Origin of the sequence: Pseudonocardia adelaidensis, assembly GCF_039543345.1 — a bacterium.
Taxonomy (GTDB): domain Bacteria; phylum Actinomycetota; class Actinomycetes; order Mycobacteriales; family Pseudonocardiaceae; genus Pseudonocardia; species Pseudonocardia adelaidensis.
The window spans coordinates 61,915-88,908 of record NZ_BAABJO010000029.1 but is presented as its reverse complement, the minus strand read 5'-3'; the positions used below and the strand labels follow the sequence as shown (position 1 = coordinate 88,908).

General features: G+C 74.6%; 23 protein-coding genes. 4 read left to right on the top strand and 19 right to left on the bottom strand.

The genetic code is table 11. The annotated features are described in order from the left end of the window. Positions 1-37: 37 nt before the first annotated feature. Together ABEA81_RS30910 and ABEA81_RS30905 are read right to left on the bottom strand one after the other, a co-directional pair. A complete protein-coding gene (locus ABEA81_RS30910; RefSeq protein WP_345609896.1) occupies positions 38-1,267 on the bottom strand; it encodes an ATP-grasp domain-containing protein in 1,230 nt (409 codons plus the stop codon). Next, positions 1,264-2,493, bottom strand: coding sequence for an ATP-grasp domain-containing protein (locus ABEA81_RS30905; RefSeq protein ID WP_345609894.1), 1,230 nt, complete (start codon positions 2,491-2,493; stop codon positions 1,264-1,266). The genes ABEA81_RS30910 and ABEA81_RS30905 overlap by 4 nt, the downstream gene beginning before the upstream one ends. A gap of 24 nt (positions 2,494-2,517) precedes the next feature. On the opposite strand from ABEA81_RS30905, the gene ABEA81_RS30900 reads away from it, so the two are divergent. From ABEA81_RS30900 to ABEA81_RS30890, 3 genes are read left to right on the top strand one after another with little or no spacing between them, the layout of a single operon-like run. Beyond that, a complete protein-coding gene (locus ABEA81_RS30900) occupies positions 2,518-3,741 on the top strand; it encodes an ATP-grasp domain-containing protein (RefSeq protein WP_345609893.1) in 1,224 nt (407 codons plus the stop codon). Continuing rightward, positions 3,738-4,646: a hypothetical protein gene (locus ABEA81_RS30895; protein WP_345609892.1), complete on the top strand. Its 909-nt coding sequence runs from the start codon at positions 3,738-3,740 to the stop codon at positions 4,644-4,646. Before ABEA81_RS30900 ends, ABEA81_RS30895 begins: the two co-directional genes overlap by 4 nt. Further along, positions 4,643-5,785: an alpha/beta hydrolase gene (locus tag ABEA81_RS30890; protein WP_345609891.1), complete on the top strand. Its 1,143-nt coding sequence runs from the start codon at positions 4,643-4,645 to the stop codon at positions 5,783-5,785. Before ABEA81_RS30895 ends, ABEA81_RS30890 begins: the two co-directional genes overlap by 4 nt. A gap of 88 nt (positions 5,786-5,873) precedes the next feature. Here the strand turns inward: ABEA81_RS30890 and ABEA81_RS30885 are convergent, their stop codons facing one another. The 12 genes from ABEA81_RS30885 to ABEA81_RS30830 all read right to left on the bottom strand — a co-directional run bounded on the left by ABEA81_RS30885 (position 5,874) and on the right by ABEA81_RS30830 (position 20,527). Further along, positions 5,874-7,343, bottom strand: coding sequence for a glutamate--cysteine ligase (locus ABEA81_RS30885; protein WP_345609890.1), 1,470 nt, complete (start codon positions 7,341-7,343; stop codon positions 5,874-5,876). Positions 7,344-7,414: 71 nt separating this feature from the next. Next, complete coding sequence (locus ABEA81_RS30880) at positions 7,415-8,350, bottom strand: DMT family transporter (protein WP_345609889.1); 936 nt, start codon at positions 8,348-8,350, stop codon at positions 7,415-7,417. Positions 8,351-8,438: 88 nt separating this feature from the next. Further along, positions 8,439-10,205: a protein kinase domain-containing protein gene (locus tag ABEA81_RS30875; protein ID WP_345609888.1), complete on the bottom strand. Its 1,767-nt coding sequence runs from the start codon at positions 10,203-10,205 to the stop codon at positions 8,439-8,441. A 174-nt stretch (positions 10,206-10,379) separates the two neighbouring features. Further along, on the bottom strand, positions 10,380-11,369 hold the full coding sequence (locus ABEA81_RS30870; protein WP_345609886.1) for an aldose epimerase family protein: 990 nt from the start codon (positions 11,367-11,369) through the stop codon (positions 10,380-10,382). Positions 11,370-11,393: 24 nt separating this feature from the next. Further along, positions 11,394-12,881 (bottom strand): L-arabinose isomerase, encoded by a 1,488-nt coding sequence (araA, locus tag ABEA81_RS30865; protein ID WP_345609885.1) that lies wholly within the window; start codon positions 12,879-12,881, stop codon positions 11,394-11,396. After that, the gene (locus ABEA81_RS30860; protein WP_345609884.1) at positions 12,878-13,573 is read right to left on the bottom strand and encodes an L-ribulose-5-phosphate 4-epimerase; all 696 of its coding nucleotides are present in this window, start codon (positions 13,571-13,573) and stop codon (positions 12,878-12,880) included. The genes araA and ABEA81_RS30860 overlap by 4 nt, the downstream gene beginning before the upstream one ends. Then, positions 13,570-15,249 carry a ribulokinase gene (araB, locus tag ABEA81_RS30855; protein WP_345609883.1) on the bottom strand — a complete coding sequence of 560 codons (1,680 nt, stop codon included), beginning with the start codon at positions 15,247-15,249 and terminating at the stop codon, positions 13,570-13,572. Before araB ends, ABEA81_RS30860 begins: the two co-directional genes overlap by 4 nt. Before the next feature lie 169 nt (positions 15,250-15,418). Next, entirely contained in the window at positions 15,419-16,438 is a 1,020-nt protein-coding gene (locus ABEA81_RS30850) for a LacI family DNA-binding transcriptional regulator (RefSeq protein WP_345609882.1), read from the bottom strand. A 106-nt stretch (positions 16,439-16,544) separates the two neighbouring features. After that, positions 16,545-17,828: a nickel-dependent lactate racemase gene (gene larA, locus ABEA81_RS30845; RefSeq protein WP_345609881.1), complete on the bottom strand. Its 1,284-nt coding sequence runs from the start codon at positions 17,826-17,828 to the stop codon at positions 16,545-16,547. Then, on the bottom strand, positions 17,825-18,607 hold the full coding sequence (locus tag ABEA81_RS30840; protein ID WP_345609879.1) for a 5-formyltetrahydrofolate cyclo-ligase: 783 nt from the start codon (positions 18,605-18,607) through the stop codon (positions 17,825-17,827). The genes larA and ABEA81_RS30840 overlap by 4 nt, the downstream gene beginning before the upstream one ends. Further along, positions 18,604-19,404, bottom strand: coding sequence for an SDR family NAD(P)-dependent oxidoreductase (locus ABEA81_RS30835; protein WP_345609877.1), 801 nt, complete (start codon positions 19,402-19,404; stop codon positions 18,604-18,606). The genes ABEA81_RS30840 and ABEA81_RS30835 overlap by 4 nt, the downstream gene beginning before the upstream one ends. 202 nt (positions 19,405-19,606) lie before the next feature. Beyond that, positions 19,607-20,527: an NADP-dependent oxidoreductase gene (locus tag ABEA81_RS30830; RefSeq protein ID WP_345609875.1), complete on the bottom strand. Its 921-nt coding sequence runs from the start codon at positions 20,525-20,527 to the stop codon at positions 19,607-19,609. Positions 20,528-20,630: 103 nt separating this feature from the next. Here ABEA81_RS30830 and ABEA81_RS30825 point away from each other — a divergent pair, with 103 nt between their 5' ends. Further along, the gene (locus ABEA81_RS30825; RefSeq protein WP_345609873.1) at positions 20,631-21,557 is read left to right on the top strand and encodes an AraC family transcriptional regulator; all 927 of its coding nucleotides are present in this window, start codon (positions 20,631-20,633) and stop codon (positions 21,555-21,557) included. Positions 21,558-21,570: 13 nt separating this feature from the next. On the opposite strand, the gene ABEA81_RS30820 is transcribed toward ABEA81_RS30825, so the two are convergent. From ABEA81_RS30820 to ABEA81_RS30800, 5 genes are all read right to left on the bottom strand, one after another. After that, positions 21,571-22,488 carry a phosphotransferase gene (locus tag ABEA81_RS30820; RefSeq protein ID WP_345609871.1) on the bottom strand — a complete coding sequence of 306 codons (918 nt, stop codon included), beginning with the start codon at positions 22,486-22,488 and terminating at the stop codon, positions 21,571-21,573. 672 nt (positions 22,489-23,160) lie between these two features. Beyond that, the gene (locus tag ABEA81_RS30815; RefSeq protein WP_345609869.1) at positions 23,161-23,607 is read right to left on the bottom strand and encodes a DUF2795 domain-containing protein; all 447 of its coding nucleotides are present in this window, start codon (positions 23,605-23,607) and stop codon (positions 23,161-23,163) included. A 37-nt stretch (positions 23,608-23,644) separates the two neighbouring features. After that, a complete protein-coding gene (locus ABEA81_RS30810) occupies positions 23,645-24,871 on the bottom strand; it encodes a GNAT family N-acetyltransferase (RefSeq protein ID WP_345609867.1) in 1,227 nt (408 codons plus the stop codon). Positions 24,872-24,914: 43 nt separating this feature from the next. Further along, positions 24,915-26,039: a glycosyltransferase gene (locus tag ABEA81_RS30805; protein WP_345609865.1), complete on the bottom strand. Its 1,125-nt coding sequence runs from the start codon at positions 26,037-26,039 to the stop codon at positions 24,915-24,917. Positions 26,040-26,085: 46 nt separating this feature from the next. After that, the gene (locus ABEA81_RS30800; protein WP_345609863.1) at positions 26,086-26,958 is read right to left on the bottom strand and encodes a metallophosphoesterase; all 873 of its coding nucleotides are present in this window, start codon (positions 26,956-26,958) and stop codon (positions 26,086-26,088) included. Positions 26,959-26,994: the final 36 nt, after the last annotated feature.

The following is a 26,994-nucleotide window of genomic DNA, read 5'->3' as shown; positions in this document are numbered from 1 at the left end:
TCCTGCTGCCCTCGGGACACCACGTCGAGCAGGAGCGTCAGGACGCGTAGATCTGCAGGTCGGAGGCGAACCGTTCGGTCATCTCGATCACCCGCTGCAGCTCGTGGTGGCGGACGACGATCCAGCCGTCGCTGATGAGCGTCGCGCGCCAGTCGCGGCGCGGGGCGCCGACGGGGAGCAGGTCGACGAGCACGATGTCCTCGCCGTAGGCGGCGCGCAGCGCGTCGAGCCCCTCGATGTGCGTGATCCGCCCGGCGCCGTGGGCGCGCTTGAAGATCGAGCCGGCGTTGTAGCGCTGGTGCAGCGGGGTGCGCAGCCTGCCGTGCAGCACTGCCTCCGCCCAGCCCGCGTAGAGGTCGCCGTCGGTGGCGTAGTTCATCAGGTCGACCACCCGGGCGCCGGGCGGGCGCGCGGCGATCTCACCGAACACCGCCTCGCCGGACGCGGTGCGGTACCACTCCATGTGCGTGAACCCGGTGCGGAAGCCGAGCGCGGCGAGCACCTGGGTGCCCATCTCGCGCCCGGGTTGCAGGTCGGATGCGGACAGGTCGCGCAGGGCGATCGACGCCGGGCTGATCCACTCGTGCATCCGCATCTGCAGCGGGCGCGGGCGGTACCACATGACGTTCTCGAAGAGGATCTTCCCGTCGGCGCAGACGGTGTCGAAGGTGAACTCCTCGCCGTCGACGAACTCCTCGACGCTCACCTCGGGCACGTGCCGCAGCAGCGGCAGCACCTCGGCGAGCTCGCCGGACGAGTCGATGCGGTACGTGTCGGCCGAGCCCGCGCCCGCGATCGGCTTGACGATGAGCGGGTAGCCGATGCGCTCTGCCGCCTCCCACACCCCGGCCACCGTCGACGTGCTGACGTGCCGCGGGGTGCGGACGCCGGCCGCGTCGAGCACCCGCTTCATCCGTTCCTTGTCGCGGAAGGGCACGGTCTGCTCCACCGTCATGCCCGGCAGCCCGAACGCGTCGCGGATCCGCGCCGCAAGGATCATGTACGGCTCCCACAGGCACTCGACCCCGTCGAACCGCACGTGCCGGGCGAGCCCGTGCAGCGCTGCGAACACCGCGGCCTCGTCGGCGAGCGAGACGTGCTCGTAGTGCGCCAGCGCGTCGCGGGCCGCGCCGGGCAGCGCCGACGGCGGCTGGTCGCCGACCCCGATCACGCGTGCCCCGGACGACGCCAGCGCCCGGGTGAAGAAGGCCATCTCGGCGGGGAAGCCGGGGGAGAGCATCACGACGGTCGTCGTCGGTCCGGTCATTGCACCTCCACCAGCTCCACCCGGACCCCGTCGACGATCCGCCGCAGGGCGTCGCGCACCACCTCCGTGTCGGGGTGGCGGACGGTCACGTACCCCTCGCCCTCGTAGCCCGACGACGCCGGTTGCCCCGGCTCGGGCAGCCGCGCCTCGACGACGAGGTGCCCGATCTGCCGTTGCAGCTCGTCGACGCCGTGCACGGCACGGACCCGCCCCCGTCCCCGGCCCCTCAGGTAGGCGGTGCCGGCGGCGAACCTGCGCTCGGGCGGGTCGAAGCGGTCCAGGATCACGAGCTCGGTCCACAGGCAGTGGAAGTCGACGTCGTGGACGTAGCCCAGCATCGACGAGAGCTGGGCACCGGGCGGCCGGGCGGCCACCTCGGACACCGCCACCGAGCCGTCGGGACGGCGGAACCACTCCATGTGGGTCAGGGCGTCGCGCACCCCGAGCGCGCGCAGCGCGGCCGGCCCGACGGCGGCGATCCCGGCGTAGCGCGGGTCGTCCAGCTCGCGGGGCAGCAGCACCGTCCACTGGATCCACGGGTTGCGCAGCACGTCCAGCGGCGGTGGCACGTAGTCGGCCACCGACGCCCAGACCGTCCGGCCCCCGAGCGTCACGCTGTCGAACGTGTGCTCGTCCCCGGCCAGGAACTCCTCGAGCAGCCCGGGCGCGTCCTCCCGGGGCGGCGTGGCGGCGAGCCAGCTGCGCAGTGCCTCGGCGTCGTCGAGCCGGTAGGTGGCCTGCGCCCCGGCGCCCGCCGGTGGCTTCGCGACGAGCGGGAACCCCACCGCGTCGGCGAACGCGAGCGCCTCGGCCGCGTCGGTGGCGAGCTGGTGGCGGGCGCACGGGACGCCCGCGGCGCGCAGCACCTGCTTCATCCGGGCCTTGTCGCGCACGTTGTACGCGGTCTCGACGTCCATCCCGGGGATCCCGAGGGCCTCCCGCGCGTACGCGAGCGGCACCTGCAGCTGCTCCAGCGCACCGACGAGCCGCTCCACCCGCCCGATCTGCCCGGACAGCCCCTTCGCGGCCTCGACGATCTGGTGCGGGTCGAGCGGGTCGTCCACCCGCCAGTGCGCCGCCAGGTGCCGGGCGAGCTCGGGCGGCACGTGTTCTGCGGGCACGGTGGTGATCACCCCGAGCCGCACGTCCGGGATCCGTGCCGCCGCGGCGACGAACCGGACGGTGGCCGGCATGAGGAACGGTGCGACGAAGGCAGCGACCGCCATCCGCCGGAAGCTACCCTCCCTGGGGTGAACGTGGTCCACGTCGAGCCGGCGTTCCCGCCGACGCAGCGCCATTTCGTGCGCGCGCTGGCCGAGGTGGGGGCCACGGTGATCGGCGTGGGGGAGCGCCGTGCCGACCAGGTGGACGACGAGCTGAAGGGCTGGATGGCGCACTACCACCAGGTGCCCACCGTGGTGGACGCCGGTGTGCTGACCGACGCGGTGCGGTGGGTCCAGGACGAGGTGTGGGTCGACCGGCTGGAGGCGACGATCGAGGCGCACACCCTCGCCGCCGCGCAGGCCCGGGCGAGCTGCACGATCCCCGGCACCTCGGTGCGCACGGCATGGCTCTGCCGGGACAAGCCGTCGATGAAGGAGGCGTTGCGCGCCGCCGGCGTACCCACGGCCGCCTCCGCCGCCGTCACGAGCGCCGACGAGGTGCACGCGTTCGTCGACGCCGTCGGCTACCCGATCATCCTCAAGCCGCGCACCGGGGCGGGCGCCCTCGACACCACGCGCGTCGACGACCGCGCCGGGCTCGACGCGGCACTCGGCCGGTTCGGCGGCCAGGGCGTCGAGTCGATCGCGGTGGAGGAGTTCGTCGAGGGCCACGAGGGCTTCTACGACACGGTGTCGGTCGATGGGACCGCCGCGCTCGACTTCGTCTCGCACTACTACCCGAACGTCCTCGAGGCGATGCGCACCCGGTGGATCTCGCCGCAGTTCGTCTCGACGAACCGGGTGGACACCGCACCCGACTACCGGGAGCTGCGGGACCTGGGCGCGCGGGTGAACGCCGCGCTCGGGATCGGTACGAGCGCCACGCACATGGAGTGGTTCTTCGGGCCCAAGGGGCTGCGGTTCTCCGAGATCGGGTGCCGGCCGCCGGGCGTCGGGGCGTGGGACCTCTACTCGGCGGGCAACGACCTCGACATCTACCGGGAGTGGGCGAACGCGGTGGTCCACGGGCACATCGCGACCCGGCCGTCGCGGCGGTTCGCCACCGGGATCGTGGCGCTGCGCCCCGACCGGGACGGGCACATCAGCGGCTACTCGGGGGTCGACGAGGCGCAGGGACGGGTGGGGGAGTGGGTGATCGACGCGCACCTGCCGCCGCCCGGCACCCCGACGCAGCCCGTCGAGGCGGGCTACTGGGCGAACGCGTACGTGCGGATGCGCCACCCCGACTACGACATCCTGCGCGGGATGCTCGACGACGTCGGGCGCACGGTGCACGTCCACGCTTCATGAAGGTGATCGTTCTCGGGCCGCAGCGCCGGCCGACGCTGGACGCCGTGGTGCGCACGCTGGACCTGCCCGGGCCGGTCGCCACCGTGACGGCGGGCTGGCGGGAGCGCGAACCCGACGACGCCGAGCTCGACGGGCTGCTCGGGGGCCGCAGCGTCAACCTGCGCCTGCACGTGCGCTGGCAGGACGTGCTGGCGAGGGACCCGGAGTACGCGGCCGCCGAGCGGGAGCACCGCGCCGCGCTTCGCGAGTTGCAGGAGCTGTACCTCGTGCAGCTCGACGGCGCGCTGCGGGGCCTGCGCGAGGTGGGGCGCTACGGCGGGAGCCGGGCCGAGATCCGGGACGCGGCGCGGACCGACATGGAGGGGGCGGTCCGGTTCCTCGACGGGCGGCACCTGGCGCGCGTGCGGAACGCGCGGGACGCGTTCGAGGCGCGGTGGCGGCCGGGGGAGCGGCTCGCGGCCGCCGAACACCGCGCCGAGGTGGGCCGGGTGCTGACCGGGGCGGGCGCACTGGTCGTCGCGGGCGGGCACGTGGGGGTCGTGTTGCACGTGCTGCGCCTGTTCCGGGTCGGCGCCCCGCCCGTGGTGATCGCGTGGTCGGCGGGGGCGATGGCGCTGACGGAGCGGGTGCTGCTGTTCCACGACCGGGTCCCGCACGGCCCGGCGCACCCGGAGTTCCTCGACGCCGGCACCGGGTGGATCCCCGGCTGCGTCCTGCTCCCGCACGCGCGCAGGCGCCTGCGCACCGACGACCCGGGGCGCCTCGCCGAGCTGGCGGCCCGGGCCGCCCCGGCCCGGTGCGTGGTGCTCGACGACGGCGTGCGGCTCGACCTCGGCGAGAGCAGGGTGCTGCCGCCCGACGCGCGGGTGATCGGGCCGGACGGCCGGATCGGGGCAACGGCATGACGCGCCTCGCGATCAACCGGCTCAAGGAGCGCAGGCCCGACGCCGCCGCGGTCGACCGGTTCCTCGCCCGGCACGAGGTGCCGATCGTCGAGGGGGACCGCTGCACGTTCCTCTGGCGCGGCGAGGCCGACGAGGTCTTCCTCGTGCAGCGGATCGTGGGGCTGCCGGAGCTGCTGCCGCTGCGCAGGCTGTGGGGCACCGACCTGTGGTACCTGGTGCTGGAGCTCCCGGTGGGGTCGCGGATCAACTACCAGGTCGAGGTCCGCCGTGGCGAGCACGTCGAGCGCGGCAACGACCCGCTCAACCCGAAGCTGTCCTACAGCCCGGTGGGCACTTCGTCGGTGTGCTTCGCGCACGGCTACGCCACCCCGGACTGGACCGAACCCGACCCCGACGCCCGGCCGGGGGAGCTGACCGAGCTGGTGGTGCAGAGCCCCGCGCTGCGCCGCGACAGCCGGGTGGCGCTGTACCTGCCGGCGCGGTTCCGGCGGACGGTCGCCTACCCGCTCCTGGTCGTGCACGACGGGGACGATTTCCTGCAGTACGCCGCGGCGAAGACCGTGCTGGACAACCTGATGCACCGCCTCGACGTCGCCGAGACCGTGGTCGCGTTCGTCCAGCCGCACGACCGGCTCTCCGAGTACGCGGACTCGGCCGCGCACGCCCGCTTCCTCACCCGGGAGCTGGTGCCCCGGCTGGAGGCCGAGCTGCCGCTCGTCGGGCAGAGCTCCGGGCGCTGCCTGCTCGGCTCCAGCTTCGGCGCGGTCGCCTCGCTCTCCGCGGCGTACCGGGCGCCGGACGTCTACGGGTCGCTCGTGCTGATGTCCGGCTCGTTCGTCTTCACCGACATCGGCGGAGCCGACCACGGCGGCGGCCCCGTCTTCGACCCGGTGGTGAAGTTCGTGAACCGCTATCGCGCCCGCCCCCGCCGCGTGGCCGATCGCGTCTTCGTCAGCTGCGGCGTGTACGAGCCGCTGATCACCTACAACAGGTCGATCGTGCACACCTTCGAGTCCACGGGCGCGGCGGTGCGCTTCGTGGAGACGCGCGACGGCCACAACTGGGAGAACTGGCGCGACGGCCTGCGCGACGCGTTGTCGTGGGTCTACCCGGGCCCGCAGAAGTTCGTCTACGAGTAGGCCCGGACGCCAGCATGGTGCCCATACTGGCGTAACACGGCAGCATGGCCACCATGCTGGCGTTCCTGGGGCGGGGCCTCGGACGGGGTCAGCCCGGTCGCCCCCAGGTGTGCACCGGCTCGTTCGCGTGCATGTTCTCGACGTAGCGCCGCAGCATCTCGTGCAGCCCCGCCACCCGGTCCCCGCCGAGCGCGCGCACGGTGTCGACCTGCCAGCCCGCCCCGTTCGTGCCGGCGACGCAGCGCGCCTCGACGATGCCGAGCAGCCGGTCCCGCACGCCCGGGTCGGCGCCCCACGCGTCCAGCCCGGCGTGCGCCAGCGGCAGCAGCCTGCGCAGCACGAGCTCGGAGGCGGGCACCGGCCCGATGTTCGGCCAGTAGAGCGTGGCGTCGAGCCCGTCGCGGGCGCCGCTGTGGAAGTTCTCCTCGGCGGCGGAGAACGACATCTGCGACCACACCGGCCGCTCGTGCTCGGCGAGCGTGCGGACCAGCCCGTAGTAGAACGCCGCGTTGGCCATCGCGTCCACGACCGTCGGCCCGGCGGGCAGCACCCGGTTCTCCACACGCAGGTGCGGCCGCCCGGCGACGACGGCGTAGACCGGCCGGTTCCAGCGGTAGATCGTGCCGTTGTGCAGGGAGAGCTCGTCGAGCGACGGCACCTCGCCGCGCCCGAGCTCCTCGAAGGGGTCGGTGCCCTCGCAGATCGGCAGCAGCGCGGGGAAGTACCGGGTGTTCTCCTCGAACAGGTCGAACACCGAGGTGATCCAGCGCTCCCCGAACCACACGCGCGGCCGGACACCCTGCTCCTTCAGCTCCTCGGGCCGGGTGTCGGTGGCCTGTTCGAAGAGCGGGATCCGGGTCTCGCGCCACAGCTCCGTGCCGAACAGGTACGGCGAGTTCGCGGCGAGCGCGAGCTGCACGCCCGCGATCGCCTGCGCCGCGTTCCAGTACTGCGCGAACTCCGCGGGGCTGACCTGCAGGTGCAGCTGGAAGCTCGTGCAGGCGGCCTCGGGGGTGATCGAGTCGGTGTAGGTGCGGAGCTGCTCGACGCCCTGGATGTCGAGGGCCATGTCCTCGCCCCGCGCGGTGAAGATCTGGTCGTTGAGCAGGGCGTAGCGGGGGTTCGCGCTCATCGACTCGATGCTCACGTGGCGGGGCATGAGCGTCGGGAGGATCCCGATCATCACCAGCTGCGCGTCGCCGGAGCGGGCGCGTTCGTCCGCGGCGTTCAGGCTCGCCCGGACGGTCTCCTCGAACGAGACGAGCCCGGTGCCGCCGATCTCGCGCGGCGGCACGTTGATCTCGATGTTGAACTGGCCCATCTCGGTCTGGAACGCCCCGTCGGCCACCAGGCCCAGCACCTTCTCGTTGACGTTCGCCGGCTCGCCGCGCCGGTCGACGATGTTGAGCTCGATCTCCATCCCGGTGAGCGGGCGGTCGAAGTCGAACTGCGACTCGCGCAGCATCTGGGCCAGCGCGTCGAGGCACCGGCGGGTCTTGTCGCGGAACCGCCGCCGGTCCTCCCGGCTGAACTCCCTGTGCTCGACCTCTCGCCCCATCGAAGCCCCCTCCATCCGCCGTGCGGGGGGTCCATCGTCGGTCCACCGGCGACGGACGTCCATCGGGGCGGTCAGGCTCCCGCGGGCCGATCCGCGAGGAGCTCCACGTTCTCCCGGGGCGCCGGGTGACCGGCCGGCCGTGCCCGCACCCCCAGCACCAGCCCCGTGACGACCAGCGCCGTGCCCGCCCACACCGCCGCACCGGGCACGCCCGCGCCGAGCAGTACGCCCACCGTGGCCGCGGCGACGGGCGCGACGCCGGTCAGCAGGCCCGCGAGCGCGGTGCCCAGCCGCCCGACCGCCGAGTACCAGAGGATGAAGGCGATCGCGGTGAGGACCACCGCCAGGTACGCGATCGCGGCGACGTGGGCCGCCCGCAGTGTCGCGGCCGCGGCCGGGCCCTCCGTGACGACGGCCAGCACGCCGAGCTGGACCGTGGCGATCCAGCAGGTGTGCACCGACACGCCCCACGGGCCGTGCCGGCGCAGCACCGGCACCGCGAGGAGCGTGAACCCGACCTCGCACGCCAGCACGGTCGCCGCCCACCCGAGCCCGGCGAGGTCGGTGCGACCGCCGCTCTGCACCAGCACCGCGCCCGCCGTGACGACCACGGCGGCGAGCACGGCGGCGCGCGCCGGTCGCCCACCCTCCAGCACCGGGCCGACGAGGGCGAGCACCACCGGCACGCACGCCACCGCGACGCCGAGCGCCGCAGGCTCGGCGTGCTCGGACCCGCGCACCAGCGCCACGTTGAACAGCACGAGCCCGGTCGCCGCCACCCCGACGAGCCACAGCCACTCGGCCCCGCGCGGCGCCCGCAGCGGCACGCGGGCGACGCGGGCCAGCGCGAGGAGCAGGAGCGAGGCCGCGGCGTAGCGGATCGCCTGGACGGTGAAGAGCGGGGCGTCGGCCAGCACGCCGGACACGGCGACGCTGCCACCGACGCTCGCCATCGCCAGCGCACCCATGGTGAGCGCGCCACCGCGGGTCTCGGTTCGGATCGTCATGGCCTACAGCCTGCGCGAGAATGGTCCTCCGAGGAGGTCCATTGCGCCGCTAGGCTGTAGGTCCAATCGGCGGTGCCGGGCGAGCCGGTCAGGGCGCGGCGGGCAGGTGGTCCACGGCGACCTTGGCGATCGCGACGGCCTGCGCACACGGGTCCGGGAGCGGTGCGGGGTGGTCGACCTTCACGAGCAACAGCTCGTCGCCCGGCTTCCCACCCGGCTCGGTGTAGGGGCGGTGCAGGATCGTGACGTCGCACCCGGCGCGGTCGTCGTCCGGCCGGGCCGCGGCATCGCGCCCCGCGATCTTGATCCGGGGGCCGGCCTCCGGCTTGATCCCCTCGTCGCGGTCGTAGGTGACCACGATGGACGCTCCGGTGGCCACGTTCTCCCAGTCGCAGTACCACCCCGCGTAACCGGGGTCGGCGTCGACGGTCTCCAGGCCGGGCACCTTCGCGACGGCGGCCCGGTCGAGCAGCCCGCACGCGTCGACCATCGCCAGCGACCGGCTGTCGAACGGCGCCGGGCGCCGGGGTACCGGGCCGCGGACGAGCACCGCGAGCGCGGCGTCGGTGGCGACGTCCGCGACCGCACAGGGGTCGGGAGCAGCGCCCAGCAGGAGCTGGCCCGAGATGCGGACGTCGTTGCCGTCGGACAGCCGCAGCGTGCGGCGGCACTCGCCGTTGACGGGGGCGCCCCGCACGACCACCAGTCCGTCGCGCTCCTCGGGCACGCCCTCCGGCGGCGCCTCGCTGGCCGCGGCGAGCTGCAGCCGCGCGACGGAACGGTCCGGCCCGGACTCGATGTACACGTCGCAGCGCTCGAAGCCGCCGCCGTCGGTCTCGAGGATGGGCTTGCCGAACCGCTCGAACGGCTCGGGACGCAGCAGCGAACACGGATCGGCGGTGGCGGGCTCGCCGAGCGTGGGGGCGGGCCCGCTCGCGACGAGCGTCGCCGGCCCGAGGCGCGGCCAGACCACCAGCCCCGCCGCCACGACCACCACCGCGGCGACCGCGGCGACCGCGACCCACAGCCATCGCCGGCCGCCCGCGCCCTCGCCCCGCGCCTCGCCGGGCGAGCTGCGCGCCACCTCCGCGAGCAGCTGGGCGGCCTCGGCCGCCGTGGGCCGCTCGCGCGGCCTGCTCTCCAGCATGCGCGCCAGCACGGGGCCGAGCGCCCCGGCCCGCCGCGGCGGGTCCACGACCCCCCGCATCGCCGCCGTGCGGGTCTGCCCTGCGTCGCCGTCACCCCAGGGCGGACGCCCTTCCACCACCGCGTAGAGCGTGGCCCCGAGCGAGAAGACGTCCGCCTGCGGGCCGGGCTCGAGCCCGTTCGCCACCTCGGGGGCCACGTACGCCTCGACGCCCGGGGAGGCGGGCCCGCCGGACCCGAAACCGGTGAGCGTGACGCGGTCGCCCCCGCCGACGAGGACGTTGCGCGGTGCCACGGCCCGGTGCACGATCCCGAGCGCAGGCGAGTGCGCGAAGGCGAGCGCCCCGGCCGCCTGCGCGCCGATCGCGGCGGCCCGGTGCGGGGACATCGGGCCGGCCGCCGTGAGCTCGGCCATGTTCGGCGCCGCGACGTACCGCGTGACGAGCCACGACTCGCCGTCGTGCTCCACCAGCCCGTGCACCGGGGCGATGTTCGGGTGGTCCAGCAGCGAGGCGATCCCGGCCTCGGCGCGCAACCGCTCGCGGGCGCGTTCCCGCTCCGCGGGCGCCGCCTGCGGCAGGCGCACCCGCCTCAGCTCCACCGTGGCGTTCGACCCCTGCTCGGTGGCACGCCACACATCGCCCGTCCCGCCGGGGCCGACCTCGGCCTCCAGGCGGTATCGCCCGGCGATCAGGTCACCACGCTCCACGGTTCCCCCCGCACTGCCCTCACTCGATCGGGTGAACGATAGTGGACGCGCTACCCCGGCCTGCGCCCGGCGTCGATCCCCGCTGCTCACACCCGGAGGAACGACCAGGGCGCACCGGACGATGCGGTCGGGCACCCGAGCGTGGCGCGCCGTCCGCCGCCGTGGCCGTCGCGGTTACGCCGTGCCGAAGGCGAAGTCCATCCGGGAGCGGTACTCCTCGCCCGGGCGCAGGACGGTGGACGGGTAGTCGGGGTGGTTCGGCGCGTCCGGGAAGCCCTGGGCCTCCAGGCAGAACGCATCGGTCTGGCGGGCCGTGGTGCCGTCGCGGAGCACGAGCGTGCCGTTCAGCATGTTGGCCGTGTAGAACTGCACGCCCGGCTGGTCGGTGCGCAGCTCCAGGGTGCGCCCGCTGCGGGGCTCGACGACCCGCGCGGCGGCCCGCAGCTCGCCGCGTGGGCCGTCGACCACGTAGTTGTGGTCGTGGCCGTGCACCGCGACGAGCTGCGGGTGACCGTCCCGGATGCGAGCACCCAGGCGGACCGGGGAGCGGAAATCCAGGGGCGTGCCGTCGACCGGGACCGGCGGGCCGGTGGGCAGCGACCCGCCGTCCACGGGCAGGACGTGGCCCGCGTGCAGCTGCACCTCGTGGTCCTCGGCGCTGCCGCCGCCCGCGAGGTTCCAGTACGTGTGGTTGGTCAGGTTCACCACGGTCGGCTTGTCCGTGGTGGCGGTGTGCTCGATGGAGAGCTCCGGGCCGGTCACGGTGTAGGTGACGGCCGCGGCGAGCGTGCCGGGGAAGCCGTTGTCGCCGTCGGGGCTGGTGTGCCGGAGCGTCACCGAGGAGCCGTCCGGCCCGTCGGTCGACCACTCGTAGGAGTCGAACCCGTCCGGCCCGCCGTGCAGGGCGTTCTCCCCCTCGTTCGGCCGGATCCGGTACTCGGTGCCGTCGAGCGTGAACCGGGCGCCCGCGATCCGGTTGGCGTAGCGGCCCACGCAGGCGCCGAGGTAGCCGGAGGCGTTGCGGTAGGCGTCGACGTCGGCGAGGGCGAGGGTGGTCTCACCCCACGTCCCGTCCCGGTCCGGCGTGCGGACCGAGACGATCCGCGCGCCGTAGGTGATCACGCCGACCTCGAGCGCGCTGCTGCGCAGCCACATGACGTCCATGGGCATCTGTCTACAGCGCCGATCTCACAGGGCGCCCGCGAGACGGTAGTACGCCTGGTTCCACCGCAGCTCCTGCCGGAACCGGCGCACCTCGGTGCCGCCGTCGATCACGACGAGCTCGGTGCGGGCGAACTCGGCGAGGTCGGCGACCTCCTCCGTGGACAGGGCCGTGGAGAGCACGGTGTGGTGCGGGCCGCCCGCCATGATCCAGGTCTCCGCCGAGGTCGCGAGGTCGGGCCGCGGCTCCCACACCGCGCGGGCGACGGGCAGTCTCGGCAGCGGCTCATCGGCCGGCACGACGTCGATCTCGTTGAGCACCAGGCGGAACCGGTCGCCCATGTCCGACATGCCGACGACGAGGCCCTCGCCCGGTGCGGCGTCGAACACCATGCGCACCGGGTCCTCGCGGTTGCCGATGCCGAGCGGGTGGATCTCGACGCGCGGCGTGGCGGCGGCGATCGTCGGGCAGACCTCCAGCATGTGGGCGCCGAGCACCTTCGGGGTGCCCGGGCCGAGGTGGTAGGTGTAGTCCTCCATGAACGAGGTGCCGCCGGGCAGGCCGTCGGCCGCAACCTTGAGGGTGCGCAGCAGCGTGGCGGTCTTCCAGTCGCCCTCGCCGGCGAACCCGTACCCCTCGGCCATCAGCCGCTGCACGGCGAGGCCCGGGAGCTGGCGCAGGGCGCCGAGGTCCTCGAAGTTGGTGGTGAAGGCCTTCGCGCCGGTCTGCTCCAGCAGCGCGCGCAGGCCCAGCTCGATGCGGGCGCCGTAGCGCAGCGACTCGTGCCGCTCGCCGCCGCGGCGCAGCTCACCGGCGACGTCGTAGCGCTCGTCGTACTCCGCGACCAGGCGGTCGACCTCGGCGTCGAGGCTCGCGTGCACGGCGTCGGCGAGGTCGGTGACCGCGTAGCCGTTGACGGTGACGCCCCAGCGCCACTGCGCCTCGGTGCGGTCGCCTTCGGTGACGGCGACGTCGCGCATGGTGTCGCCGAACCGGGCCAGCCTCAGGGAGCGGACCTCGGCCCAGCCGCGTGCCGCCCGCGTCCACGCCGCGACCTTGCGCTGGACGCCCGCGTCCGAGACGTGCCCGGCCACGATCTTGCGGACCACCCCGAGCCGGGCCTGGATGTACCCGAACTCCCGGTCGCCGTGGGCGGCCTGGTTCAGGTTCATGAAGTCCATGTCGATCGTCGACCACGGCAGCGCCTGGTTGGCCTGCGTGTGCAGGTGCAGCAGCGGCTTGCGCAGCGCGTCGAGGCCGTGGATCCACATCCGCGCGGGCGAGAACGTGTGCATCCACGCGATCACGCCGATGCAGTCGGGGTCGGCGTTGGCCGCGAGCATCGTGCGGTGGATGCCCTCGGAGTCGGTGAGCACCGGCTTCCACGTGAGGTCGACGGGCAGCGCCTCGTCCAGGACCTTGGCGATCTCCTGCGACTGCTGCGCGACCTGCTGCAGCGTCTCCTCGCCGTAGAGCCCCTGGCTCCCGGTGAGGAACCACACCTGACCGGTCACTTGGAGCCCCCCTGCTGGCCGTAGACGTTCTGGTAGCGGTCGTAGAGCGCGTCGACGTCGTCCTGCGGGATCGGTACGAGCGGGCCCATCTGGCGGGCGATGAACGTCGAGCGTGCGACGTCCTCGCACATCACGGCCGCCTTCACCGCGGCCTTCGCGTCCGGGCCGATCGAGAACACCCCGTGGTTCTTCATGATCACTGCGCGGGAGCGGTGGCCGGACAGCGTCTCGACGATGCCGCGGCCGATCGCGTCGTCGCCGATGCGGGCGAACGGCCCGAGCGGGATGGGGCCGCCGAACTCGTCGGCCATCGCCGTCAGGACGCAGGGGATCGGCTCGCCCAGCGCCGCCCACGCGCTCGCGTAGTTGGAGTGGGTGTGCACGACGCCGCCGACCTCGGGCATGTGCCGGTAGACGTGGGCGTGCGCCTCGGTGTCGCTGGAGGGGGAGTAGTCGCCCTCGACGAGGCGGCCGTGCAGGTCGCAGACGACCATCCGGTCGGCGGACAGGTCGTCGTAGGAGACGCCGCTCGGCTTGATGACCATGAGGTCGTGGCCGGGGACGCGGGCGGAGACGTTGCCGGCCGTCCAGACGACGAGCTCGTAGCGCACCAGCTCGGCGTGCAGGGCGGCGACGCGCTCGCGCAGCTCGTCGACGGCAGCCTTGGCGGGCTCGGGGATCCCGTGGGTCACTTGCCCTTCACCGCATCCCGTCGGATCGCGCGCAACCGGTGCAGTACATCGTTCTCTCCTCGTCCGAAGTAGTCGTGCAGGCGGCGGTACTCGGCGTAGAGCGCGTCGTAGGCCCGGGCGCGCTCGGGGTCCGGGGTGTAGGCGCCCCGGTTGGCGCCGCCCATCGCGGCGGCGGCGGTGCGCACGTCCGGGTACGCACCGGCCGCGACGGCGGCGTGGATCGCGGCGCCGAGGGCGGGGCCCTGCTCGGAGACGATCGTGGAGAGCGGCATGTCGCAGACGTCGGCGTAGAGCTGCATGAGGAACTTGTTCTTCAGCAACCCGCCCGCCACCACCAGCTCCCGCACCGGCACCCCGGAGGCCTCGAAGGATTCGATGATCGTCCGGGTGCCGAAGGCGGTGGCCTCGAGGAGCGCGCGGTAGGTGTGCTCGGGGCGGGTGGCGAGCGTCTGCCCGACGATCACGCCGGAGAGCTCGTGGTCGACGAGCACCGAGCGGTTGCCGGAGTGCCAGTCCAGCGCGACGAGCCCGTGCTCGCCGACCTCCTGCTCGGCGGCCAGCTCCGTGAGGAGGTCGTGCACGTCGATGCCCCGCTCGGCGGCGCGCTGGTGGTACGCGGGCGGCACCGACGTCTCGACGAACCAGCCGAAGATGTCGCCGACGCCGCTCTGGCCGGCCTCGTATCCCCACAGCCCCGTGACGACGCCGCCGTCGACGACCCCGCACATGCCGGGTACCTCGCCGAGCTGGTCGGAGACCATGACGTGGCACGTGGACGTGCCCATGATCGCGACCATCTGGCCGGGGTCGAGGGCCTGCGCCGCGGGCACCGTGGCGTGGGCGTCGAGGTTGCCGACCGCCACGGCGATGCCCTCGGGGAGCCCCGTCCAGGCCGCCGCCTCCGCGGTGAGCCCGCCCGCGCGGTCGCCGAGCTGGGCGATCGGGTGTTCCAGCTTGTCGGTGACGAAGCCGGCGAAGTCGGGGTTCAGCGCGGCGAGGTACTCCGGGCCGGGGTGGTGCCCGTCCTGGTAGATGCCCTTGTAGCCGACGACGCACGCGTTGCGGACGTAGGTGCCGGACAGGCGCCAGATGATCCAGTCGGCCGCCTCGACCCAGCGCTCGGTGCGCGCGTAGATCTCCGGGTCCTCCTCGAGCAGCTGCAGCGCCTTGGCGAACTCCCACTCGCTGGAGATCCGGCCGCCGTAGCGGGCGAGCCACGGCTCACCGCGCTCCTCGGCCACCTTGTTGATCCGGTCGGCCTGGCCCTGTGCGGCGTGGTGCTTCCACAGCTTCGGGTACGCGTGCGGGCGGTCGGCGAACTCGGGCAGCTCGCACAGCGGGGTGCCGTCGGTGAGCGTGGGCATGACGGTGGACGCGGTGAAGTCGGTGGCGATGCCGATCACGTCCCGCGGGTCGACACCCGCCGCGGCCACGGCCTTCGGGACGGCGACCTTGAGCACGTCGATCCAGTCGGCCGGGATCTGCAGGGCCCAGTCCGGCGGCAGCGCCGCGCCGGTGGCCGGCAGCGTGTGGTCGACGACGCCGTGCGGGTAGGGGTGCACGGCGCTCGCCAGCTCCGCCCCGTCCGACACGCGGACGACGACCGCCCGACCCGACAGCGTGCCGAAGTCGATGCCGACGGTGACGGCGCCCTGCGGGGTGTGCGGACTGGCCACGGTGCTCTCTCCCGTCGAACGGCGTTGTTAGCGCTCACAATCGCGGTGGGGCGGGTGGGTTGTCAAGCTCCTCAGACATGATCCGCCGGGGTGGCGAGAGCACTGTGGCTCCACAGTGCTGATTTCCGCAGGCGAGAACAGCACTACGGCTCCACACGCTCTGCAGGCGTCAGGCGGGGCCCGTGCTTCTCCGCAGCACCAGGTCCGTGGGGACCAGGTCCGAGTTCGCCTCCGGGCCGAACCTCACCGCCTCGTCGGGGCGGATGATGTCGAGCAGCAGGCGCACCGCGCGTCTCCCGGCCTCGGGGAAGTGCTGGCGCACCGTCGTCAGGGGCGGGCGGAAGAACTCCGCCTCCGGCACGTCGTCGAACCCCACCAGGCTGACGTCCTCTGGGACGCGGCGGCCGGCCTCGTCGAGGGCACGGAGTGCGCCGAGCGCCATGTGGTCGTTGGCCGCGAACACGGCCGTGAGCCCCGGGTCGCTCGCGAGGAGCCGCTGCATCGCGGCGAAGCCGGAGCGCGCGCTCCAGTCGCCCGCCTCGGGCGTGGTGACGGGCGCCGCCGCGTCGGTTAGCGCCGAGTGCCAGCCCTCGACGCGCCAGCGGGCGTCGAGCCAGTCAGCGGGCCCGGCCACGTGGTGCACGGTGCGGTGGCCCAGCTCCAGGAGGTGCCGCGTGGCGCGCGCCGCGCCGCCGCGCTGGTCGATCCCGATCGCGGGCACCGGTGCGATCTCGCCCGCGCTCCCGCCGCCGAGCAGGCCGCCGACGAAGACCGTGGGCACGGGCCGCAGCTTCGCGGTGAGGACGTCCACCGCGTCGAGCTGGGCGGCGAGCGCCACGACCCCCTCGACGGACTGGTCCTGCAGTCGGCCGAGCGCGCGCTCGACGGCCTCGTAGCTGATCCGCTCGACCACCGCGATGCTCACGCCCATGCCGACGGTGCTGGCCGCCTGCTCGATGCTGTACAGCGTGCTCACCGGCCCGTAGAGCACCGTGTCGAACGTGATCACGCCCAGGGCCCCCGAGCGGCGGGTGGCGAGCGCGCGCGCCACGGCGTTGCGCCGGTAGCCGAGCTCCTCCATCGCGGCCAGCACCCGGGCCCTGGTCGTCTCGCTCACGTGCGGGGAGCCGTTGACGACCCGCGACACGGTCTGGTGGGACACGCCCGCCAACCGCGCGACATCGGTCATCACGGGTGCTTGAGCGGGTTCCACCATGGCGCACATGCTCGCACGCGCGGCGGCGGCGCGAACTGATCCACTGGGTCACCCGGGGTCCCGCGCGGACGCGGCATAGTCAGGCGAGGTAGGGGATCGTCTGCGGGCCCTCGGGCAGCACGCACACCCGGGAGTCCGGTCCCGCGGCCGCCAGCGCCCGCTCGACGGTGCCGGCGATGTCGGCGGTCTGCTCGAGGTGGGCGGTGGCGAGGGCCTCGTCGGAGAGGTACGAGGTGTGCATCACCACCCGCGCCAGGTTCTGCACCTTGGCCTGCACCTGCACCTGCCACTGGTCGGGCACCGTCCGCGGCCGGGCCTCGATCGCGTCGAGCAGGGCACGCGGGGACGGAGCCGACGCCAGCACCTCGCGGTACGAGCCGTGGTCGGGGAACCCGTCGCGGCACTCGGCCGCGCAGACGATCGTGCCGCCGTCCCGCACGACCGTGGCGCCGGCCGTCATGCCCTTCACCGACTGGTAGAGGTTCTGGTCGAGGGGGAAGCCCGCGTTCGTCGTCACGACCACGTCGAACCGGCCGTCGACCGGCCGCATCGCGAGCCGCCTCGCCGCGTCCCGCGCGGCGGCGTGCATCGCGAACAGCTCGCCGCCGAACGCCTCGACGATCTGCTGCTCGCGGTTGAGCACGACGTCCAGCGCGAAGTCGACCCGGCCGACCGCGCCGACGACGGCCCGAATGTCGTCGTGCACCGGGTTGCCCTCGCACACCGCCCACGTCGCCTGCGGGTGCCCGATGCGGCGGGCGTCGTGCAGGGTGAGCACGGTGTCCAGCCCGGCGAGGCCCGGGGCCACCATCTTCGGCCCGCCGCTGAAGCCCGCGAAGAAGTGCGGCTCGACGAAGCCGGTGGTGATCCGCAGGTCCGCCTCCACCCAGTGCCGGTCCAGCCAGACCGGCACGCCGTCCCCGTGCGTTCCCATGTGCACGAGCGACGACGGGTCGCGCGCGTCGTGGTTGACCACCCGCACGGCGTCGACGACCTCGTCGCCGAGCATCGCGCGGATCTCGGCGTCGGTGTTGCCGCGGTGCGTACCGGTGGCGACGAGGATCACGACGTCGTCGAGGTCGACGATGCCGTCGAGCTCCTCCAGCACCGCGGGGACCATCAGGTGTCGCGGCTGCGCGCGGGTGCCGTCGCACATCGAGATCGCGACCGCCTGCCCGGGGCGGGCGATCTCGCGCAGCGGGGGACCGGCGACGGGCCGCCGCAGGGCGCTGCGCAGGACGTCCCGCTGGTCGGCGGCGCCTGCCACGTAGACCGGCTCCACCACGGTGGTGCGCTCCGCCGGCAGGTCCACCGCCAGTCCGGACTCGCCGTACGCGAGCCGCACGCGTGTGGTCCTGGTCATCCGACCGCCTCCTTCTCGAGGGCCCGCAGCAGCGGGATCGCGTCGATCTTCTCGCGCGTGAGCTCGGGCCAGCGGATGCCGTCGGCGGGCCGCTGCCCGCGCCGTTCCCGGCAGTCGATCACCCGCTCCGGCGTGACGACGAGGTCGACCGGGGCGTCGTGCGGCGCGGTCGGGATCGCGCCGGCGGGCCGGACCTGCAGCTCGTGCACGGTGGTGACCACGAGCGTCTCCGGGCCGACGAGCCCGGCCGCCGTGGCGAGCGCGAACTCCAGGTCGGCGAACCCGCCGCCCTTGCCCAGCCGCGCGCCGTCCTCGCCGACGGCGACGCAGCCGCTCACGACGAGGTCGACCGGCTCCAGGTCGGCGACGGCCACCCGGCGGGCCGAGCGCGTCGCCCCCGCGATGGAGGCGGCGCGCCGCGGCGGGTCGGCGAGGTGCTCCGGGTCCAGCAGGAAGAACGGGTCGGGCTCGGCGAGCCGCGGCACCGCCATGTAGACGGTCTTGCCGTCCTCGAGCGCCCGCTGCCGCACCGGGAGCTGCGCCGAGTCCGGGTTGGCCTTCACGGTGGCGGCGGCCGTCCACGCGTCTGTCCCCGCGAGTCTCCCAGCCGCGGCCTCGGCGCCGGTGAAGTTGGAGATGCGGTTGCGGGCGCCCGGGAACCGGGCCACCCCGGCCTCGGACAGCGCCGTCCAGACCTCGTCGCGCAGCGCCGCCTTGGCCGCGAGCAGCTCGGGGTCGCCGCCGGCGTCGTGGTCGTGGCGCTTGCTCCGCCCGCTCACGACCCCGCGACCCGCCGCCGGTCGCCCTGGGCGCGCAGGCGGGCGAGCACCGGGAGGCCCAGCCGGGGCACGGCGCCCGCGATCCGCATGGCGCCGGAGCGGTAGCCGGGGACCGACCGCACGATCCGGCGCCCGTCGAGCAGCCCGATGGCGGCCTCGGCGACCGCGGTGGGCGCGAGGAGCGAGCGCTGCGAGAACAGGAGCGCGGTGTCCGGGCTGGCCTGCTCGTCGTGCACGAGTGCGGTGTCGGCCGCGTCCGGGCAGAGGGCGTGCGCGCGCACCGGCACCCGTGCCAGGTCCAGCTCGCCCTGCAGGCTGGTGGTGAAGCTGAGCACCGCCGCCTTGGTGGCCGCGTACACGGCGAGCCCGGGTACCGGTCCGTGCGACGACATGGACGCGATGTTCAGCAGGTGCCCGCCGCGCTCCCGCATCGCCTCGACGGCCGCGCGGGAGCCGTGCACCACGCCCAGCAGGTTCACCTCGACCTGCAGCGTGACGTCCTGCTCGGGCTGCTCCCACACCCGCCCGGCCCGCAGCACCCCCGCGTTGTTGACCCACACGCCGACCGGCCCGAGCTCGGCGGCCGCCGCCGCGACCCGGGCGTGGTCGGAGGGCACGCGCGCGTCCGCCGGCACCGACGAGACGCCCAGCTCACCGGCCGTGGCGGTGACGGCGTCGGCGTCCAGATCGGTGATCAGCACCCGGTGGCCGCGGGCCACGAGCCTGCGGGCGATCTCGCGGCCGAAACCGCGCGCCGCGCCGGTGACGACGGCGACGGAGGTCTGTGCGGTGGTCACGGGGACACCCTGCCACCCCGGTCCCCCGAACACCCTCCCGGCACTCGCCGTGGGGGGAGGCACACCGGGCCGGTGGATCGGGCGCGCAGGGAATCGTTCGAATGGTTGCTCTGGGAGATCGTGTGACGACGGTTGGATCATGCGTGCGGAGATCGCCTCCGGCGGCGCCGAGCGATCCCCGCGCCGCAGCGGCCGCCGCGCCTCACGGCAACAGGACGATCTTGCCTCGGCCGTGCCGCTGCATGAGCCGCCGGTAGGCGGCGCGGACCTCGGTCAGCGGGTAGGTCGCGGCGACGGGGACGTCGAGCTCGCCCGCCGCGACGAGCGTGGCGAGGTCGTCGACGACCTCAGCGCGTGCCGAGTCGGCGTTCCCCGCGGTCCTGACCCCGGTGCGCGCGGCGGCGGCGAAGTCGATGACCGTGTCGATTCGGTCCTTCGCGACGCCAAGCTCGAGCGCGAGGTCGACGTAGCCGTTGCCGAAGGTGTCGACGAACGCGTCGACCCCGCCCGGGGTGGCCGCGCGGATGCGGTCGGCGACGCCGTCGCCGTAGGCCACCCCGGTGCCGCCGTGGTCGGCCAGCCAGGCGTGGTTGGCCTCGCTGGCCAGTCCGATCACCGTGGCCCCGGCCCTCCGGGCGAGCTGGACGGCGATCGATCCGACCCCGCCCGCCGCGCCGGCGACGACGACGGTGTCGCCGGGGCCGGCGCCGACCGCGTCGACGGCGGCGTGGGCGGTGGTCCCGGCGACGAACAGCGCGCCGGCGACCTCCCACGGCACGCCCGGGTCGCGGGCCACGAGGTGCTCGGCCGGCACCACGGCCAGCTCGGCCTGGCTCGACCTGGTGTCGACCCAGCCGATCACCTCGTCGCCGACCGCCCAGGTGGACACGTCCGCGCCGACCTCCTCGATCCGCCCGGCGAGGTCGCTGCCCTGTCCGGAGGGGAAGCTCGCGGGCCACATCTCGTGGAACGCCCCGCTGCGGATCGCGTTCTCCCCGGGGTTGATCCCGGCCGCCCGGACGCGGACCAGCACCTCGCCGGGCCCCGGCTGCGGCCGTGCAACGTCCCGGACCTCGAGTACGTCGATGTCCCCGTACTCGTCGAACTGCACTGCCAGTGGCATGTCGCCGTTCCTCCTCGTGATGTCGACACCACCCATGCAACGCCGCCTCGGTGCGGGCATCCATGCTGGATCGGCGCGAAGAGATATGCGATCGTCTCATCTCGTGGACGTTCTCACGGATCTGCTGCGCCGCTCCCGTGCGCGGGGCGCCGCGTTCTCGCACTCGACGGCGCGCGGTGGGTGGGGCGTGCGGTTCCCGGAGGCGGCCCAGCTCGCCATCCACGGGATCCTCGGCGGCGAGGCGTTCGTCTGGACCGACCGGCCGGAGGGGGCCCGCCGCGTGCTCCCCGGCGACGTCGTGTTCGTCCGGGGCCCGTCGCCGCACCACATGGGCCACTCACCCGCGGCCGACCTCGTCCCGTTCGAGTGCCAACCGGCATGGGCGCCGCCGTCCGGGGGGGCGGTCCGGATGGAGTTCGGCTCGGGCGACGGCGAGGCCACCACGTTCTTCTGCGGCGCCTACCGCTTCGAGGGCGACCTCTGTGCCGGCCTGCTCGCCGGGCTGCCCGCGCTCACCGTCGTGCGGCCGCGCGCCGGGTCCGGCCTGCGCGCCACGCTCGACGTCCTCGCGGGCGAGCTGCTGCAGGAGGGTCCCGGCCAGCAGGCGCTGCTGGACAGCCTCCTCGACGTGGTCCTGGTCCAGGCGTTGCGCGAGCAGCTCGCGTCCGACCTGGACGCGGCCCCCGGCTGGTTCCGCGGCATGGCCGACCCGGCCGTCGGAGCGGCCTTGCGCGCCATCCACGCCGACCCACAGCGGGAGTGGACGGTCGCCGGCCTGGCCGCGGAGGCCTCGTTGTCGCGGGCGACGTTCGCGCGGCGGTTCACCCACCTGCTCGGGCTCGCCCCGCTGGGGTACGTGACGGACTGGCGGATGGCGCTGGCGCGCGAGCAGCTCCGCGCGGGCGACGCGAGCCTGGCCGCCGTCGCCCGATCACTGGGCTACGCGTCGGAGTTCTCGTTCGCGGCCGCCTTCAAGCGCCACCACGGGGTGGCGCCTGGCCGGTGGCGCGCCACCGCGAGATCGGCCTGACCCCGCGTCCTCCTCACGCCAGCCGGGACGCCGCCACCGTGAGCCAGCGGTCGACGTCATCGGGGCCGTGGTGGCGGATCGCCCAGTCCACCAGGCGCAGCCCCATGTGCGCCCAGTAGGCGCGCAGGGTGGCCACGTCGAACCGGTCGTCGAGGAGGTCGTCGATGCGGTTGTCGAGCCAGCGGGCCGCGGCCGAGCGGGCCGAGCGGTCCTGGGCGTCGACGCCGGGCACGGCGAGGGCGAAGCGCAGGGTGACCAGGGCGAATCGGTGGTCCCCTCGGCCGACGCCGTCCCAGTCCACGACGCCGGTGACGGCGCCGGTGCGGTCGACGAGGACGTTGCCCGGGTGGAAGTCCAGGTGCACGAGGTCGTCGCCCGCCATCCGGTGCGGGGACGCGGCTCCGATGCGGCGCACGAGTTCGAGCAGGCGCCGGGTGCGGTCGTCGTACTGCGCGAGGGTCTCGTGCAGGCAGAAGCCGGGCCCGCTGCGCAGCAGGTACAACTCGGAGGCCGGGACGTCGGGCCGCTCGCGCAGCAGCCCGGCCCCGCGCCCGGCGATCGTGACGAGGTTCTCGACGAGCGCCAGGTCGACGCGGGAGGGCGGCTCGCCGGGGAGCCGCTCCTGCACCACGGCGATCCGGTCGTCCAGCCGCGCGACGAGCTCGTAGCGGGGTGCCGGGATCCCGGCGTCGCGGGCGATGGCGAGCAGCCCGCCCGCCCGTTCGATGCGGGCCCACGCCTCGTCGGAGCCGTCCCCCCAGTGCGTGAGCACGGCCTCCCGGCCGTCGGGCCTGCGGACGAGCGCCGCCCCGACCTGACCCCCGGGCAGCGGCCCGATCAGCTCCAGCTCCACCCCGGTCTCGGCGCGCAGCCGGGCGAGGAGGTCTGCCGGGTCGAGCCGGACGACTGGGGGAGCGACGGGGTCGGGCACAACCGCCCACCCTATCCGGGGGCGGCCGGTGCGGTGCGGATTCGGATCCCGACCCCGACGGGTACCCAGCAGCGGTGATCGCGTTCTACAGCCGCAGGCTCGGGTGCCTCGGCTCGATCGCGTTGTCGCTGCTGCTGACGGCGTGCCTCATCGTGCTGTTCCTGCTGCTGTAGATGGTTGATTCCTGGGTTCTCGATGGTCGAGGGCGATCGGGGAGCGCTCGACGGGCGGGGGTGTCGTCGCGGCGGTCGGGGCGGTCGAAGGTGATGCCCGGGCCGGCCGTGCACGTGGTGTCGTCCGAGGTGCATCACGCGCACCGGATCGCCGACCAAGGCGAAATGGGGGCCGAATGATCTCCGGGAGCGACCATCCGCCCTTGGTCACCGCTGCAGGGCAGCCATTTGCCCTTGATCGCCGCGCGCCGACCGCGCTCGGCGGGACCGCCTCCTGGCGGCGCCGCGCGCCCCATCGGGCAGGCCCCGGCCCCCCGCGGTGCTGCCCGTGGGGGCTGCCGAGGCTCGGAGGTCACGGGTCGCACCAGCGATCGCGCAGCGACGCCGGAGGCGCCCTCGAGCTGCGAGGGGCGGCCCGCAGACCGCGCGGCGCCGCCAGGAGGCCCGGAGAAGGACCCCACGGCCTTGCCCACGGGAATCAACCGTCTAGGGACCCCGTTCAGGCGCCGGGCCTGCCGCCGAGGTGCTCCTTGAGCTGCTTCATCACCTCGTTGGGCCCGTTCACGCGGCCGACCGCCTCCAGCGCCCCGGTGAGGTCGTCGCCCGCCCCGTTCTCGGACGCGAGCGCGGCGAGCGCCTTGCCGTCCATCGGGTAGTCGGCGCCCTTGAGGTACTTCTGCACCTCGTTGACCTGGAAGGCGGGCTGCTCGACGTCCTTGTACTCCCGCTGGTCCGCCTTGTTCCCGCCCGGGGTGGAACCGCCCAGGCCGCCCTTGAGCTGCTTCATCACGCCGTTGGGCCCGTCGACCTCGCCGATCCCCTTCAGGGCGTCGACGAGGTCCTCGCCTGCGCCGTTCTTGGAGGCGAGCGCGGCGAGCGCCTTGCCGTCCATGGGGTAGTCGGCGCCCTTGAGGACCCGCTGTACCTCGGTCACCTGGAAAGCCATGCGCGAGGCCTACCCCGGCGGCGGGCTCGTATGCGCGTCAGAACTCGGTGCCGTGCTGGGGAGGGCGCTCGCCGGAGAAGGCGGCCGTGAGGCGGCGCACGACCGCCGGGTCGTCGGCCGCGAGCAGGCGGGCCCGCGCGAGCGAGCCGGCGTGCGCGCCGCCGAACAGCAGGGAGGCCAGCGCCGCGGCCTCGATCCCGACGACGGGGGCGCCGCCCGCGGCGGGCGCGCACTCGGCCCCGTCCGGCCCGCCGCGGAGCCGGAAGCGCCCACCACGGTCGAGGAAGGGGTCCCGCACGTCGAGAACCACGTCGACCTCTGTGCCGTACCGGCGGGCCGACAACGCGGCCGGCGCGTCGAGCAGCCTGGCCCACATGCCGTCGTACTGGCCGACGGTGCGCACCTGCCGGGGGTCGGCGAGCAGGAACTGCAGGGGCTCGGCGGCCGTGAGCGAGCGGGCGGAGACGGTCTCCACGAGGTCGAGCGCGAGCAGGGTGCGCCACAGGGCGATGTAGGCCTCCTCGCCTGCCGTCGCCATGTCGGCGATGCGGCACGTCCGCGTGGCGCGGTCGATGCGGTAGGAGACGTAGCCGTCCGGGTGGACCAGGTGGAACAGCGCCGTGGCCCCGCCCCGGTGCCACTCGCGGTCGGCCAGGTGGATGTCCCACCACCGGTCGGTGCGCGAGAGGGCGCCCGGCGTCTGCGCCGCCCACCTGCGGTGGATCGCCGGGGCGATCCGGCGCAGGTCGGAGGTCGCCACCTGGCGGACGCCGCCCGGGTCGGGCACGTCCGCCCGGAACGCCGCGCGCCGCCGGTCGATCTCGACCTCGCGGTGCTCGGTGGCGATCCCGTAGCCGAAGCGGCCGTAGATGGCCCCCTCGCTGGCGGTGAGCAGGGAGACGGCGAGGCCGTCCGCGGCGAACCCGCGGTGCTGCTCGGCCATGAGCGCCCGCAGGATGCCGCGGCGCCGGTGGGTGACCGCCACCGACACCCACGACACGCCTGCTGCCGGCACCGCGGCGCCGCCGGGCAGCGTCACGTCGAACGGGTACGAGCCCGTGACCCCGACGATCTCGCCCCGGTCCTCGGCGAGGAGGTAGCGGTCCGGGTCGAACACGGACCGGATGTCGTCGAGCTGTTCGTGGCTGTAGTGCTCGCCGAACGAGCGCCCGTCGACGACGGCGATGGCCGGGAAGTCGGCGGCGGTGGCCCGCCGGAGGGTGATCGACGGGGGGAGGAGGGACGGCGCGTCGGTGTGCAGCACGACCCCGCAGTCTGCTGTGGTCGGGCGTGGGCGTCGAGCCGATTCAGGCGCGACCGGCCCGTCCCGCCAGCACGTCGTCGTAGACGGCGCGCAGCCGCCGCGCCCAGCCGGCCGCGTCGTACTCGGCGAGGAAGCGCGCCCGCGCCGCCGCGGCCATCCGGGCGCGGCGCTCGTGGTCCTCGGTGAGCCCCACCAGCGCGTCCACGAGCGCGGGTGCCCTCAGCGGGACGAGGACGCCTGCGGTGGGCGGGACGATCTCCGGGATGCCCCCGACGCGGGTGGCGACCACCGGCACGCCGGCCGCCATCGCACGCAGCAGCGCGGTGGGCGCTGCTCCGGACGCCGCGGTGTGCACGAGCAGGTCGGCGGCGGCGAGCAGCCCCGCCGGGTCCTGGTGGCGGTGCACGAAGCGGACCCGGCCGGACAGGTCGGCGTTGCGGTCGACGCGCGACTCCAGCCACGGCCGCAGCGGGCCGTCGCCGGCCAGCGCGACGGCGAGCGGCAGCTTGTCGGGCAGCGCCTCGACGGCGTCGAGCAGGAGCTCGTGGCCCTCGCCGCGGCGCATCGGCGCGCTGCTCACCACGAGGACCTCGTGGTCGGCGACGTCGAGGGCGATGCGGCGGGAACGGCGGGTGGCCGGGTCCGGCACCCCCGGGTCGGCCACGCCGTTCGGCACGACGACCAGGTTGCGGCCCGTGCCCGTGAGGCCGCGGTACCACTCGAGCTGGACCTGCGAGATCGCGATGGTGCGGGCCATGAAGCGCTGCCGGGCGAGGATGCGGGCGGTGCGCTTCAGGCGGTCGCCGCGGTCGGCGGGCATGTTCTCGATCCGGTGGCGCGTGGAGACCGCGGGGATCCGGTTGCGGACCGCCGCAGAGGCGCCCACCACGTCGGCGGGTGGCAGGTGGGTGTGCACCAGCTGCGCCCCGTGCGCCCGAAGCTGCGCGGCCGTGCGCGCCACGGATCGCGGATCCCAGCGGGCGAGGCCCAGCTCGACGACCGGCACGCCGAGCCTGCGCAGCGGGCTCACGTACGTGGTGTCCGAGGTGGTGGCGAGGGCGACGACCACCAGCTCGAGGCCGGCGTCGCCGGCCGCGCCCGCCAGGTCGACGAGGCCGATCTCCGGACCGTTCGGGTGCAGGGTCGGGACGAGGTGCGCGATCTTCACACTGATCTCCGCTGGGCCGGCGACCCGGCCACGTTACCGGACCGGGTCACCCGCCCCACGCGGCCCGGAAGGCCGCGAGCGCGGGTTCCATCGTCGCCGCGGGCACGTCCGACGTGCGCCGCGCGCCGGTGGGCACGCTGGTGGTGAGCAGCCCGTCCGGGAACAGGTCGATCCGGCTCACCGACGGCGAGGCCAGCCCGCGCAGCGCGGCGCCCGGGGCGAACGGGTCGAGGGTGGTGGCGATCGGTCCGCCGGTCCAGACCGGCACGCCGCCGAGCGTGCCGGCGCTGACGACGTGGGTGTGCCCGGCCAGCACGAGCCGCACATCCGTGCCGGCGACCGCGGCCGCGAGGTCCTCGCGGCGGAGCAGGGGGATGGAGGCGGCCAGCGGTGCGGCGCTCGGCAGCGGTGGGTGGTGCAGCGCCAGCACCGTGCCGCCGGGTGCCGGTTCGGCGAGCTCGGCACGCAGCCGGTCGAGCTGTTCGGCATCCAGCGCGCCGTGCCCGTGGCCGGGGACCGTGCTGTCGAGCACGGCGATCCGCACGTCGGCGCCGTTGCCGATGGCGACCCGGACGGTGTGGTCGAGCGGTTCGGTGGACGGCGGCTCGTCCAGCAGGTGCTCGCGGAGGGCGGCGCGGTCGTCGTGGTTGCCCGCCACGTACACGAGTGCGGCGCCGAGGCGGGCCGCGGCGGGCTCGACGATCGCGCGGAGGCGGCGGTACTGCGCGGGCCTGCCGTCCTCGGTGAGGTCGCCGGTGAGGACGAGCGCGGCGGGGCGGATGGCGGAGTCCTCGACGGCGCGCAGCGCGTCGGCGAGGACGGCGGCGGTGTCGACGCCACCGGGGAGCTCGTCGCCGTCGGCGACGACGTGCAGGTCGGTGATCTGGACGAGCGTGCAGGTGGGGGAGGAATGCGTCACAAGGGCCAGCCTGCCGCAGCGGATCATTAGCAACGC